Raw genomic sequence first — 14,028 nt, 5'->3', positions numbered from 1 at the left:
TGCAGTGGCCCGTTCGGGCCGAGTCCCGGCGCTTCGGGTCGCCGCGAGACTCAGTCCAGATGCAGGTTCGCGTCGCCGGAGAACGTCTCGATCGACACGTCGCCGTCGCCATTGCCGTAGCGGTGCTCGAAGCTGGCGCCGGGGCCGTGGCGGGGGCGGTCGATGGTTGCGCCAGGCGCGCGCAGGCTGCCGCTGAAGCTCTCGCCGTGGACGTTGGCGGAGAGGTCGCGCGGCAGGTACAGATCGACATCACCGCTGACCGTTTCCATCTTGATCCGGCCATTGCCGGCCAGGCCGGTGCGCAGGCTGAGGTCGCCGGACACGCTGGCGCCAGAGTAGCGGCGCAGGCTGGATTCGAGCACGCGCACGTGGGCATCGCCGGACACGGTCTCCACCGACACCTCGTCGGTCAGCCGGCCCTGCAGGTCGATCTCGCCGCTGACCGTCTCGGCGTCGACGTTGCGGCTGTTGACCACCAGTTTGAGGTCGCCGCTGACCGCATCGACCTCGATCTCGTCCGGGGCGCCGGCGACATCGACATCGCCGCTGACGGTGTTGATCGACAGTTCCGACGGCGCGACACCGACGACCTTGATGCGGGCCGACACCGAGTCGATGTCGAGATCGGCCCGCAGCGGCACCATCAGCACCAGCTCGGTCGGCTCGGTGCGGTCGCTGACGGTGAAGAAGCCCAGACCGCTGCCACGGTTGGGGTACTTCACCTTGACGCTGAGGCTGCTGCGGTCGCCGCTGATCTCCAGCTTCTCGACGCCGTCGCCGAGGTTGCCGGTGATCCTGACCTCGGGCCGGTCCCAGGCGCGCACGTCGATGCTGCCCTTGAGGTTGTCGATCTCCAGCCGGCCGCGCGGGTCCAGTGGGCGGCCCACGTCGATCGGGGTCGCCGCCTGCAACGGCAGGGCGAGGGCGGCGAGCAGGCCGATGGCGAGCGCGGGGGCCGCGATCCGGGCCGGACGCGCGGGATTGCGACGGAGCGTGGGGTGAGCGGACATGGGGCCTCCGGAAAGGTCGCGTGAAACGTCGAAACGTGGAATGTCGGAACGTGGAATGTCGAAACCAGGGACGCGGGAGCTGGATCGGGCGGAATCGGTCGATGGCGGGGTTCGGGTCATGGCGGCGCACTCACGAATGGACCAGGCGCTGGCTGAGCGCGAGGCGGCGGGCGTAGGTGCGGTGCAGGCGTTCGAGCAGCAGCCGCGAGTCGGGTTGTTCGGACAGGGCCTGCAGGATCAGCTCGGCATTGCGGTCGAGCTCGGCCAGCGCCGGGTGCAGGCTGCTGTCGGCCGGCACCGCGCCGAGCTGGTCGAACGCGGCCTGGTACTGCCGCGCCATGCCGGCGGTCTCCAGGGCCAGCTTCGACGGTGCCTGCACCGTGGCCGGTTCGATCGCCGGCGCCGGCCCGGTCGCGGCCAGCGGCGGCGGGCTGCCGGCCGGCCTCAGCGTGCCGTTCCAGCCCAGCACCCCGACCACCAGCAACAGGCTGGCTGCCATCGCCACCGGCGCCAGCCAGCGTGCCGGACGGCGCGACGGCGCGACCGCATCGCGTGGCGGCAGCCGCGCGGCGATGTCCGGCCACAGGTCGCGCGCGGGCGGCTGGTCGCGGCGCATCGCGCGCAACTGCCAGCGCAGGCTGTCGGGCAGCGGCGCGTGCTTGCCGTCGCCGTGCCGCAGGTCGTCGTTGTCGGACGGGTCGTTCATCGTGAGTCTCCCGGCCCGGCGGCAAGCCAGGCCTGTTCGCCCAGGCGCTCGCGCAACAGCATGCGGGCGCGATGCAACTGGGCCTTGGAACTGCCGACCGCCATCCCGAGTTGGGCGGCGATCTCCTCGTGTTTCCAGCCTTCCACGTCGTACAGCACCAGCACCATCCGGGCCCGCGGCGGCAGGCTGGCGACCGCGCGTTCCAGGTCCATCGACAGCGCCGTCGAGTGCCCGGCCGAATCGGCTTGCCCGAGCATGTCGAGGGCGTCGTCGTCGCCTTCGTGCTGCGGCCGGCTGCGCTGGCTGCGCAGGTCCATCAGCGCGGTATTGACCGCCAGCCGGTGCAGCCAGGTCGAGAAGGCGGACTCGAACCGGAACGCCGGCAGCGCCTGCCAGGCCCGCACGAAGGCCTCCTGGGTGAGGTCCTCGGCACGGGTGCCGTGGTGGCCGACCAGGCGGCCGATGACGCCGTGGACCCGGCCGGCATGGCGCTGGTAGAGCCTGCCGAACGCGCCGGTATCGCCACGCGCGGCCGCCTGCACCCAGGCGGCTTCCTGCTCGCCCTCGGCGCCGCGGGGCGCGCCGTCGGGCTCGGCGATGTCGGGTTGTTCGGCCACGGCGTTCAGCATACTCACTCGGATGCCGGCTGCCGGCCGGGGGTTTAAAGCGCCGGCGACGGAGCGCCGGGCCGGCCGTTCAGGCGGCGGAGCCGGGCGCGGAGCGGGCCAGGTGGTCGAGCAGGTCGTCGCCGTAGCGCTCGAGCTTGCGTTCGCCGATCCCGGGGATTCCGGCCAGGTCGCGGGCGTCGCTCGGGTCGGCCTCGGCGATCGCGCGCAGGGTGCTGTCGTGGAAGATCACGTAGGCGGGCACGCTCTGCTCGCGAGCCAGCTCCGAGCGCCATTCCCGCAATGCCCGGAAGCGGGCCAGCGCATCGCTGTCGAGTTCGGCCTCCAGCATCGACGAGCTGCCGCGCCGGCCGCGACGGGAGCGCGGCTCGGGCTCGCGCCGGAACGACAGCGACTGCTCGCCGCGCAGCACCGGTCCGGCCGTCGCGGTCAGCCGCAACGCGTTGTAGCGCTCGGCGTCGGCCTCCAGCAGGCCGGCGGCGAGCAGCTGGCGGAATACCCCGCGCCATTGGCGGGCGTCGAGATCGCTGCCGATCGCCCAGGTACTGAGCCGGTCGTGGCCGTACTGGCTCACCTTGTCGGTGGTCTTGCCGGTGAGTATGTCGATCACGTGGCCGGCGCCGAAGCGCTGACCGCTGCGGTAGACCGCCGACAGCGCCTTGCGCGCGGCGACGGTGCCGTCCCAGGTCTCCGGCGGCTCCAGGCAGTTGTCGCAGCCGCCACAGCCGGCCTTGCCGACCTCGTAGTGCTCGCCGAACCAGGCCAGCAGGTTGCGGCGGCGGCACTGGGTGGTCTCGCAATAGCCGAGCAGGGCGTCGAGCTTGCCGCGTTCGAGCTGCTTGCGCTCGTCGCTGGCCTCGCCCTGGTCGATCAAGGCGCGCAGGTTGACCACATCGCCGAGCCCGTAGCTCATCCAGGCCTCGGCGGCGGCGCCGTCGCGGCCGGCGCGACCGGTCTCCTGGTAGTAGCCCTCGATCGACTTGGGCAGGTCGATGTGGGCGACGAAGCGCACGTCGGGCTTGTCGATGCCCATGCCGAAGGCGATCGTCGCCACCATCACCACGCCGTCGGCCTGCAGGAAATGGCGCTGGTTGGCGGCGCGGGTCTCCGCCGGCAGGCCGGCGTGGTAGGGCAGGGCGTGGATGCCGGCCTCGACCAGTTGTTCGGCCACGGTCTCGACGCGGCGGCGCGAGAACGCGTAGACGATGCCGCTCTCGCCGTCGTGGCGGCGCAGGAAGTCCAGCAGCTGGCGGATGCCGCCGCCGTCCTTGTGGACGACGGTGTAGCGGATGTTGGGACGGTCGAACGAGCTGACGAACTGGCGGGCGTCGTCCAGCGCCAGCCGTTCGACGATCTCGCGCCGGGTCGGTGCGTCGGCGGTCGCGGTCAGCGCGATCCGCGGCACGTCGGGCCAGCGCTCGTGCAGCACGGTCAGCTGGCGGTACTCGGGGCGGAAGTCGTGGCCCCACTGCGATACGCAATGGGCCTCGTCGATCGCGAACAGGGCGACCTGGCCGCGCGCGTGGGCGCGCTCGATCAGCCCCAGCATGCGTCCGCCGAGCAGGCGCTCGGGGGCGACGTAGAGCAGGTCGAGGTCGCCGTCGAGCCATTCGCGCTCGATCTTCGCCGCGGTTTCGGCGTCCAGGGTCGAGTTCAGGCAGGCCGCGCGCACCCCTTGCTGGTGCAGGGCCTCGACCTGGTCCTGCATCAGCGCGATCAGCGGCGAGACCACGATCGCGCAGCCGTCGCGCAGCATCGCCGGCAATTGGTAGCACAGCGACTTTCCGCCACCGGTCGGCATCAGCACCAGCGCATCGCCGCCGTCGGCGACGTGCTCGACGATCTCGGCCTGCTCGCCACGGAAGTCGGCGTGTCCAAAAACGGTGCGAAGCAGGTCGAGCGCGGCATTCTCCATGCGCATAGGTTAACCCCACCGCGGGCAACCGGCCGTTGTATCGTTGCCGCCATCGTGCTTGTAAGGGAGTCGAGCCGTGATTCGCAGAACCTTGATCTGCTGGTTTCTCGTCGCGTTGTCGTTGTCGTGCGCGCTGACCGCCCACGCCCGGCAGACGGAGGTGCCGGCGCCGCTGGAGCCGTGGCGCGAATGGGTGCTGCACGATGCGCCCGGGGTCGACTGTCCGCTGCTGACGGGTGCCGGCAGCGCCGGCGGCCAGCGCATCTGTGTCTGGCCAGGAGTGCTGCGTGTGCAGGCCGACGCCACGGGCGCCACGTTCGCGTTGCGCTACACGGTCCACCAGCGCGGTTGGACCGGGCTTCCGGGAGATGCCCAGCACTGGCCGCAGCAGGTGAGCGCCAACGGCAATGCGGTGCCGGTGGTCAGGCAAGCGGGTCGGCCGGGCGTGTGGCTGGACCCCGGTCGTTACGAGCTGCGCGGGCGCATTCCGTGGTCGCGGCGGCCGCAGGCACTGGCGCTGCCGGCCGCGGTCAGCCTGGTCGAGCTGCAGGTGGATGGGCAGTCGGTCCGGCCCCTGCAACGCGACGGCGACCATCTGGTGCTGGGACGTGGCGAGGCCACCGCGCCGGAAGCCGATGCGCTGGACGTGCGTGTCTACCGCAGGCTCGGCGACGGTCTGCCCGCGGAACTGGAAACGCGGATATTCCTGGCCGGTGCGGGGCAGGCGCGGGAAGAATTGATCGGGCCGGTGCTGCCGGCCGGGTTCGCGCCGCTGACGCTGGACGGCGACTGGCCGGCGCGACTGGAGTCCGATGGCCGTCTACGCGTGCAGGTGCAGCCCGAACACGCCGAGCTGGTGCTGCGCGCCCGGGCGCTGCAGCCGTTGCAATCGGCGGCGCCAGCCGCGGCCGGAGCGCCATGGCCGAGCCAGGAAGTCTGGAGCTACGAGGCGGCACCGGCACTGCGCTCGACCAGTGCCAGCGGTCCGGTGCAGGTCGATCCCGACAGCGCCGGCGTCCCGGACGACTGGCGCGCACTGCCGGCGTTCGCGCTGGAGCCGTCGCAGACGCTCACCGTGGAAGAGCGCGCTCGCGGCATCGCCGCCAACGAGGGCAACCGTCTGAACCTGCGGCGCGAGGCCTGGCTGGACTTTGCGGGGGGCGGCTGGACCCTGCGCGATCGCATCGAAGGCGAGATGCGCCGCGACTGGCGGCTGGAGGCGGCCGCGCCCTATACCCTGGAGCGCGCGCAGTCGCTGGTCGAGCAGGCGCCGCTGCTGGTGACCCGCCTGGACGAGGCGCTCGCGGGCGGTGTCGAGTGGCGGACGCCGAGGGTGGATCTCGATGCCGGCCTGCGTCTGCAGCCGGGCGGCGGGGAACGGCCGGTCAGCGGTTGGCGACAGAATTTCGATGCGGTCGACAGTACCGTGCATCTGCCCTACGGCTATCGCCTGTTCGCCGCTCCCGGCGCGGACCGTGCCGACGGCAGCTGGATGTCGCGCTGGACCTTGCTGGACGTGTTCGTCGCCGCGGTGATCGCGTTGCTGTCCTGGCGCTCGTTCGGCTGGACCGGCGCGGGGTTGGCGGTGGTCTACCTGCTGCTGGCGTATCACGAGCGCGGCGCGCCGATCCTGAGCCTTGGGCTGGTGCTGGCGCTGGGCCTGGTGGTGCGGGCGCTGCCGGCCGGACGCCTGCACAAGCTCGGGGAATGGACGCGGCGCGCGGCGCTGGTGGTGCTGGTGATGTTTGCGCTGCCGTTCGTGTCGGCGCAACTGCGCATGGCCCTGCACCCGCAGCTGGAAGGCGCGGCGTCGATGTCGGGGCTGGGCGGCGGGTTGGGCAAGACCGTGGCGCTGCAGGCGACCGATGCCGAGGGGTACGCGGAAGCGGCCGATGCCGCGGTACTGGCGGAGGCGCCCGCGCACATGGAGCTTCCGCCACCGCCGGCGGTACCGGCAGTGGTGCTCGACGACCCGTCGCCGGTCGACATGCAGGCAAGGAGTTCCTCCGTGCAGGGGGCCGGGCTCGACAAGGTCATGGTCACCGGCAGCCGCATCAAGCGTGCCGATGTGCTCGACCGCTACACCCAGGGCACCGTGGTCCAGACCGGCCGCGGCCTGCCCAGTTGGCAGGGGGGCCACAGCTATCAGTTGCACTGGAGCGGTCCGATCACCGAGGACCAGACCGTGCGCCTGTTGATCTCGCCGCCGTGGCTGACCCGCCTGCTGCGCGTGCTGGCGGTTGCGTTGCTGGCCCTGCTGGCCCTGCGCGCGCTCGGCATCCGCCTGCGCTGGCCGCCGCTGCGGCCGGCGGCGGCCGCGCTTGCGGCGCTGGCGCTGACCGGCCCCATGCTGTCCGCGCCGGCCCACGCGCAGGCATCGATGCCATCGACGGAACTGCTCGGCGAGCTGAAGAACCGCCTGACCCGCCTGCCGGACTGTGCGCCGGACTGCGCCACGATCGCGGCGGTGAACGTGCGCGCCGACCGCGACGACGTGCGCATCGCCCTCGACGTGCACGCGGCCACCCGAGTGTTCGTGCCGCTGCCCGCGGACGACGCCGGCCTGTCTCCGCTGGACCTGCGCGTGGACGGCGTCGAGGCCGACGGCGTGCTGCAGGCGCAGGGGCGACGTTGGGTCGTGCTGGAACGTGGCGTGCACCGGGTCGGGATCGAGGCCCGCGCGGTGGCCGACAAGGTCGTGCTCGCGTTCCCGCTGCCGCCGGCGCGTATCGAGTTCGAGGGCATCGGCTGGCAGGCCGGTGGCATCAGCGAAAACCGCCTTCCCGCCGGCAGCCTGACGCTGACCCGCAGCCGCGAGGCGGGGCCGGAGGCGGGCGACGGGCCCGGGCGTCCGGGGGCGCAGGACTTCCCGCCGTACGTGCGTCTGACCCGCCATCTCGACCTGGGGCTGGACTGGCAACTGCGCTCGGTCGCGGAGCGGCTTGCCCCGCAGGCCGGCGGCTTCACCGTGAAGCTGCCATTGCTGGAGGGCGAGAAGGTCGGCACCGCCGGGCTGCAGGTGCGCGCCGGCCAGGTCGAATTGCCGGTCCCCGACGGCGCCGGTAGCGCCCAGTGGCAGGGCAGCCTGGACAAGGCCGATGTGTTCACCCTGACCGCTCCGGCATTGAGCGATCACGCCGAGGTCTGGGAGATCACCGCAAGCCCGCTGTGGCACCTGGATTTCGAAGGCGTGCCCGAAAGCGCCCCCCGGTCCGGGGACGCCGACGACGACTGGCAGGTGTTCCGCTTCCATCCGTTGCCGGGAGAAACGCTGAAGGTCGCGGTGTCCCGCCCGACCGCCGCCGCCGGCGCCACTCGCGCCATCGACGCACTGCGACTGCAGAGCAGGTTCGGCCAGCGGGCCGGCGAACACGCGCTGGACCTGACCGTGCGCGCCAGCCAGGGCGGCGATCACACCGTCGTTCTGCCGGCCAGCGCCGAGGTGCTGTCGGTCACGCGCGACGGCGAAAGCCTCAATCTGCGTCCGCAGGACGGTCGCCTGAGCCTGCCCCTGCGGCCGGGCGTGCAGCGGTTCGATATCCGCTTCCGCGACGGCGATGGCGTGGCCATGCGCAACACGACACCCGCGATCGACCTGGGCCTGCCCGCCGCCAACATCAATCTCCAGCTGAACCTGCCGGAGGACCGTTGGGTGCTGCTGACCCGTGGCCCGCGCCAGGGGCCGGCGGTGCTGTACTGGGGCGAGCTGCTGGTGCTCGTGCTGGTGGCCTTTGCCCTGAGCCGCCTGCGCTGGGCGCCGTTGAAGCTGCACGAATGGCTGCTGCTGGGAATCGGCTTCTCCACCTTCTCCTGGCTCGCATTGTTCGTGGTCGTGGCCTGGCTGTTCGCGGTGGCCTGGCGCGACCGCAATACGGCCTCGCTCGGTAGCGTGGGCTTCAACCTGGTACAGATCGGCCTGGTGGCGCTGACCGTCGCCGCCGTGCTGGCCCTGGTGGCGGCGATTCCCTACGGCCTGCTCGGTACGCCGGACATGCACATCCGCGGCAGCGGTTCGAGTGCCCATGTTCTGCGCTGGTTTGCCGACCAGAGCAGCGACGTCCTGCCGCAGGGCTCGGCGATAACCGTTCCGTTGTGGCTGTACCGCGCCGCGATGCTGGCCTGGGCGTTGTGGCTGGCCGTTGCGGTGCTGCGCTGGGCCACTTGGGGCTTCAAGGCCTGGACCCGGGATGGCCATTGGCGCTCACGTCCGAAGACCGCCAGCGCCCCGCCCGCGTTGCCCGATGAAGAGGGCTGAGGGGCGACCTCCGGGATGGGATGAGTCGCGAGGCTCTCCCATTCCGCAGGCTGGAACGCCTGTTGAGGAAAGCCCCCGCGCACCGAAGGCGGGGGGCATCGGAGGGCGCATCGCGCAGTGCACGGGTTTCGCGACGCGAAACCCGTGGTCGCCAGACGCGCCGAGTGGCGACTTCATAGCGAGATCTGAGGGACTGGGTGACTCGCTACGCTCACCCTGTTCAACAGGCGTGAGCGCGTCTGGAGGAAAGCCCCCTTGGTAAGGGGGCGCGCCAAAGGCGCGGGGATTGGAAGCGCATCGCGCAGTGCACGGGTTTCGCGCTGCGAAACCCGTGGTCGCCAGACGCGCCGCGTGGCGACGTCACTGCAGTTGAGAGCGAGGGCCGCAAGACGAGATGACTCGCTATGCTCACCCTGTTCAACAGGCGTGAGCGCGTCTGGAGGAAAGCCCCCTTGGTAAGGGGGCGCGCCAAAGGCGCGGGGATCGGAAGCGCAACGTGCAGTGCACGGGTTTCGCGACGTGAAACCCGTGGTCGCCAGACGCGCAGCGCGGCGACGTCACTGCCAAGGGGGCGCGCCAAAGGCGCGGGGATTGGAAGCGCATCGTGCAGTGCACGGGTTTCGCGCTGCGAAACCCGTGGTCGCCAGACGCGCAGCGTGGCGACGTCACTGCAGCAGCGAGCGCAGCATCCAGGCGGTCTTCTCGTGGACCTGCAGGCGCTGGGTCATCAGGTCGACGGTCGGGTCGTCGCCGGCGTTGTCGGCGATCTTCAGGGTCTTGCGCGCGGTGCGGCAGACCGCCTCGTTGCCGACGGTCAGCTGACGGACCATCTCGCGCCAGTCGGCGGCGTCGCTCAGGCCCGGCTCCTCCGGAATCGACGACAGCCGGGTGAACTCGGCATAGGATCCCGGGGCGTTGAAGCCCAGGGCGCGGATCCGCTCGGCGACCTCGTCCAGCGCGGCCCACTGCTCGGTGTACTGGCCCTCGAACATCACGTGCAGCGAGTTGAACATTGGACCGGTGATGTTCCAGTGGAAGTTGTGGGTCTTCAGGTACAGGGTGTAGGCGTCGGCGAGGAAGTGCGACAGGCCGTCGGCGATCTTCTTGCGCTCGCCGCTGCCGATGCCGATGTCGATCGCCGGCGCCGCGGAGCCGGGGGCGGGCGATGCGGCCGGCTTGGCGGTCTTGCTGGAGGGCTTCTTGGCGGACTTGGACTTGGCCATGCGGTTTCTCCTGGGAGGCGTTGCGGCGACAATGGTCGCCCCGATTCGTGACTGGAAAAGCGTCGACGCGTTACCAACCACATGGAGTCTATCGACCCGAATGCAAATGCCGCGTCACGACGCGCGCGCGACAACGACACATCCGGCAAGGCGTTGCAGGACGCCCGCCGCGCGATCGACCGTGCGCTGAGCCGCGATCGCGGCCGCCTGCACGGGCTGTGGTCGCGCTGGAAGGGCAAGCCCGCCGACGCCAAGGCCGAGGCCGCGTTCGCCGAGGCATTGAAGGCGTCTATCGAACACCGCGAGAAGCGTGAATCGTCGTTGCCGCGGGCGCCGGTCGAAGCGTCGCTGCCGATCGCCGGCGAGGCCGAGCGTATCGTCGAGTTGATCCGCAGGCACCCGGTGGTGGTGATCGCCGGCGAGACCGGCTCGGGCAAGACCACCCAGCTGCCGAAGCTGTGCCTGGCGGCCGGGCGCGGCGGCGCCGGGATGATCGGCTGCACCCAGCCGCGCCGGATCGCCGCGCGCGCGGTCGCCCGGCGCGTGGCCGAGGAGTTGAACGTCCCGCTCGGCGGCGCGGTCGGTTACCAGGTCCGCTTCAACGAGAACGTCGGCGAGCAGACCGCGATCAAGTTCATGACCGACGGCATCCTGCTGGCCGAGATCCAGTCCGACCGCTGGCTGTCGCGCTACGACACCATCCTGATCGACGAGGCCCACGAGCGCAGCCTCAACATCGATTTCCTGCTCGGCTATCTGAAACAGCTGCTGAAGAAGCGTCGCGACCTCAAGGTCATCGTGACCTCGGCGACCATCGACACCGCGCGTTTCGCCGCCCATTTTGACGATGCGCCGGTGGTCGACGTCGAGGGGCGCACCTACCCGGTCGAGGTGCGCTACCGGCCGCTGGAAGGCGAGGGCGATGCCGAGGACGGCCGTCGTGGCGAGCGCAGCGTGACCGACGGGATCGTCGCCGCCTGCGACGAGATCACCCGCCAGGACCCGCGCGGCGACGTGCTGGTGTTCCTGCCCGGCGAGCGCGAGATCCGCGACGTCCACCACGCGCTGGAGCGCCGCAAGTACCGCGACACCGAGGTCCTGCCGCTGTACGCGCGGTTGTCGGTGCGCGACCAGGACCGGGTGTTCAATCCCGGCGTGCAGCGGCGCATCGTGCTGGCGACCAATGTCGCCGAGACCTCGCTGACGGTGCCGCGGATCCGTTACGTGATCGATCCGGGCCTGGCCCGGGTCAAGCGCTACAGCCAGCGCGGCAAGCTCGACCGCCTGCATATCGAACCGATCAGCCAGGCCAGCGCCAACCAGCGCAAGGGCCGCTGCGGACGCATCGCAGAGGGCACCTGCTACCGGCTGTATTCGGAGGCCGATTTCCAGTCGCGGCCGCTGTATACCGACCCGGAGATCCTGCGCGCGGCGCTGGCCGGCGTGATCCTGCGGATGCTGGCACTGGGATTGGGCGATGTCGACGGTGCAGGCCCGGGATCGCGCAAGCGCGCATCCAGGCGCGAATCGGGGATCGCACGGACCATCGAGGATTTCCCGTTCCTGGAGCCGCCCGAGCCGCGCGCGATCGCCGACGGTTGGCAGCAGCTGAACGAACTGGGCGCGGTCGACGAGGCGCGCCGGCTGACCGCGACCGGGCGCCTGATGTCGCGGCTGCCGGTCGACGTGAAGCTGGCGCGGATGCTGGTCGCCGCCCAGGCCCACGGCTGTCTGCGCGAGATGCTGGCGATCGCCTCCTTCCTCGGCATCCAGGACCCGCGTGAGCGGCCGGCCGACCAGCGCGGGGCCGCCGATGCCGCGCATGCGCAGTTTGCCGATCCGAAGTCGGAGTTCGTCGGCATCCTCAAGCTGTGGGCCGCCTACGAGGACGCGCACCAGGAGCTGACCCAGTCGCGGCTGCGCAAGTGGTGCGAGAAGCACTTCCTCGGCTTCCTGCGCATGCGCGAGTGGCGCGAGCTGCACCGCCAGCTGAAGCTGATGGCGGCGGACATGGGCTGGGCGAGCGATAGCGCTCGCGAGCCACGGGTGGCCGGGCGCGGCGACCCGGAGCCTGCCCAGCCGCGCGATGACGGGCCGCGGGATGCCTGGGGTGAGATCGACACGGCCACCTATGCGACCCTGCATCGGGCGATCCTCGCCGGTTTGCCGACCCAGGTCGCGCATCGTGGCGATCGCGGCCTGTTCGAGGGGCCGCGCGGACGCCGTTTCCAGTTGTTTCCCGGCTCGCCGCTGTCGCGCAAGCCGCCGCCGTGGGTGCTGTCGGCGACCCTGCTCGATACCGAGCGGGTCTGGGGCCTGACCAATGCGGCGATCGAGCCGGACTGGGTCATCGCCGAGTTGCCGCACCTGCTGGCCCGGCGCCAGCACGACCCGCGCTGGGCGCGCTCGCAGGGCCGCGTCGTCGGCAGCGAGCAGATCAGCCTGTTCGGACTGGTGCTGGCGCCGAAGCGGCCGATCCACTACGGCGCGCTGTTCCCCGAGGAGAGCCGCGCGATCTTCGCCCGCGATGCCCTGGTCAGCGGCGAGATCAACACCCGGTCGGCGTTCCTGGCCCGCAATCTCGCGACCCTGGCGAAGGCGCGCGAGGAGGAGGCCAAGCAGCGTCGCGTCGGCCTGGTCGTCGACGAGGACTGGATGACCCGCTGGTACCTCGACCGGCTGCCGGCGGACGTGCACAACGCGCAGGCGCTGGATGCCTGGTATCGCAAGCTGTCGCCCGTGGACAAGGCCGGGCTGGAATGGTCGCTGGACGATCTGATGGTCGTCGACGAAAGCGACGCGGCGCGGTTCCCGCCGTACATCTCGCTGGGCGATGCGCGATTGGCGGTCAAATACCGCTTCGAGCCGGGCGCGGTCGACGACGGCATGACTGTGGCGGTGCCGTTGCACCTGCTCAACGCACTCGACCCGGTAAGGCTGGGATGGCTGGCGCCGGGATTCGTCGAGGACAAGGCGACCGCGCTGATCAAGTCGCTGCCGAAGGCGCAACGGCGCAATTTCGTGCCGGCGCCCGACTTCGCCCGCGCGTTCCACGAGGCCCATCCCGACGGCGATGTCGCCGACAGCCTGGGCGGCGCGCTGGCGCGGTTCCTGCACAAGCTCACCGGCGCCGAGGTCGCCGCCACGGACTTCGACGAGGCCGCGCTGGAGCCGCATCTGCGGATGAACCTGCGGCTGCTCGACAAGGACGGCCGCAAGGTGTTGGCGGAGTCGCGCGATCTGGACGATCTGAAGCGGCGCTTCGGCGAGCGCGCCGCGCGTGCCTTCGCCGCACGCGCGGCCGACGGCCTGGCCCGCGACGGTCTGACCGCGTTCCCGGACCAGTCGATTCCGGCGTCGGTGCCCGGCGCCGGTGGGGTGCCGGCCTGGCCGGCGCTGCACGACGACGGCGACAGCGTGTCCTTGCGCGTGCATGCCGAGCGCGAGGTCGCCGAGGCCGCGCACCCGGCGGGCGTGCGGCGGCTGCTGGCGCTGGCGTTGGCGGACCGGATGCGGCAGGCCCGCCGCCAGTTGCCGGTGTCGCCGAAGACAGGGCTGTTGTACGCGGCGATCGAATCGCAGGCGCCGCGCAGCGACGGTCTCAAGGACGGCGATCGCCTGCGCGCGGACCTGGTCGATGGCGCGTTCGCGGCGCTGTCGTCCGATGGACTGGGGACGATCCGCGATCCGCAGGCGTTCGCCGAGCGTCTGGACGCCGTCGGCAAGGGCCTGTTCCCGGAGGCGGTCGAACGCCTGAAGCGCGCCGAGGGCATCCTCGCCGCGGTCGCCGAGGTCCGCGCCGGGCTGGAGTCGCCGTTGATGGGCTGGGCCAGCGGCAATCTCGACGACATGCGCGCGCACCTGGCCGCGTTGGCGCCACCGGGCTTCCTGCGCGATGTGCCGGCCGAGTCGTTGCGCGAGTACCCGCGTTATCTGAAGGCGCTGACACTGCGCGGCGAGCGCGCCCTGCGCGATCCCGCCCGCGACCAGGCGCGGATGCTGGAGCTCAAGCCGTTCGTCGATGCACTGGACGCCGCGCGCACGCAGGGCCGTGCCGACGATCCGGCCTGGCGGGCCTTCGCCCACGATCTGGAGGAATTGCGGGTATCGCTGTTCGCGCAGGAATTGGGCACCCGCGGCGGCGTATCGCCGAAGAAGCTGGCGCAACGCTTGCAGTCACTCGACCGCTCCTAACGGTATACCTCCCAACGGTACGCCCCAGCCCCCTGAGTCAGGGGGCGATTCGTGCCGCAGGCACGAATGGGGGTGTGGAAGCGCAACGGCGGGGCCCAA

Annotated in this window: 7 protein-coding genes; 2 read left to right on the top strand and 5 right to left on the bottom strand. The window is 71.2% G+C overall.

The annotated features are described in order from the left end of the window. Positions 1 to 50: 50 nt before the first annotated feature. From C9I47_RS13620 to recQ, 4 genes are all read right to left on the bottom strand, one after another. Positions 51 to 1,010: a DUF4097 family beta strand repeat-containing protein gene (locus tag C9I47_RS13620; RefSeq protein ID WP_190238514.1), complete on the bottom strand. Its 960-nt coding sequence runs from the start codon at positions 1,008 to 1,010 to the stop codon at positions 51 to 53. A gap of 130 nt (positions 1,011 to 1,140) precedes the next feature. Then, positions 1,141 to 1,716, bottom strand: coding sequence for a hypothetical protein (locus tag C9I47_RS13615; RefSeq protein ID WP_111267231.1), 576 nt, complete (start codon positions 1,714 to 1,716; stop codon positions 1,141 to 1,143). Then, positions 1,713 to 2,345, bottom strand: a complete 633-nt coding sequence (locus C9I47_RS13610) for an RNA polymerase sigma factor (protein WP_111267230.1) — start codon at positions 2,343 to 2,345, stop codon at positions 1,713 to 1,715. The genes C9I47_RS13615 and C9I47_RS13610 overlap by 4 nt, the downstream gene beginning before the upstream one ends. A 67-nt stretch (positions 2,346 to 2,412) precedes the next feature. After that, positions 2,413 to 4,257, bottom strand: coding sequence for a DNA helicase RecQ (recQ, locus tag C9I47_RS13605; protein WP_111268146.1), 1,845 nt, complete (start codon positions 4,255 to 4,257; stop codon positions 2,413 to 2,415). 76 nt (positions 4,258 to 4,333) lie between these two features. Between recQ and C9I47_RS13600 the strand changes: the two genes are divergently transcribed. Next, positions 4,334 to 8,512: a hypothetical protein gene (locus C9I47_RS13600; RefSeq protein WP_145985526.1), complete on the top strand. Its 4,179-nt coding sequence runs from the start codon at positions 4,334 to 4,336 to the stop codon at positions 8,510 to 8,512. A gap of 665 nt (positions 8,513 to 9,177) precedes the next feature. On the opposite strand, the gene C9I47_RS13595 is transcribed toward C9I47_RS13600, so the two are convergent. After that, complete coding sequence (locus tag C9I47_RS13595) at positions 9,178 to 9,735, bottom strand: Dps family protein (protein WP_111267228.1); 558 nt, start codon at positions 9,733 to 9,735, stop codon at positions 9,178 to 9,180. 81 nt (positions 9,736 to 9,816) lie between these two features. Between C9I47_RS13595 and C9I47_RS13590 the strand changes: the two genes are divergently transcribed. Further along, entirely contained in the window at positions 9,817 to 13,929 is a 4,113-nt protein-coding gene (locus tag C9I47_RS13590; protein ID WP_111267227.1) for a DUF3418 domain-containing protein, read from the top strand. The last annotated feature ends 99 nt before the right edge of the window (positions 13,930 to 14,028 follow it).

Origin of the sequence: Marilutibacter maris (assembly GCF_003233695.1) — a bacterium.
GTDB classification, from domain to species: Bacteria; Pseudomonadota; Gammaproteobacteria; order Xanthomonadales; family Xanthomonadaceae; genus Marilutibacter; species Marilutibacter maris.
The sequence above is the reverse complement of the archived record's forward strand: the minus strand, read 5'-3'. Positions and strand labels throughout refer to the sequence as shown.

Excerpts from the sequence above, each read along its gene's own strand:
- C9I47_RS13615 (WP_111267231.1), bottom strand. The coding sequence starts at position 1,716 with ATGAACGACCCGTCCGACAACGACGACCTGCGGCACGGCGACGGCAAG.
- recQ (WP_111268146.1), bottom strand. The coding sequence starts at position 4,257 with ATGGAGAATGCCGCGCTCGACCTGCTTCGCACCGTTTTTGGACACGCC.
- C9I47_RS13595 (WP_111267228.1), bottom strand. The coding sequence starts at position 9,735 with ATGGCCAAGTCCAAGTCCGCCAAGAAGCCCTCCAGCAAGACCGCCAAG.
- C9I47_RS13610 (WP_111267230.1), bottom strand. The coding sequence starts at position 2,345 with ATGCTGAACGCCGTGGCCGAACAACCCGACATCGCCGAGCCCGACGGC.
- C9I47_RS13590 (WP_111267227.1), top strand. The coding sequence starts at position 9,817 with ATGGAGTCTATCGACCCGAATGCAAATGCCGCGTCACGACGCGCGCGC.
- C9I47_RS13620 (WP_190238514.1), bottom strand. The coding sequence starts at position 1,010 with ATGTCCGCTCACCCCACGCTCCGTCGCAATCCCGCGCGTCCGGCCCGG.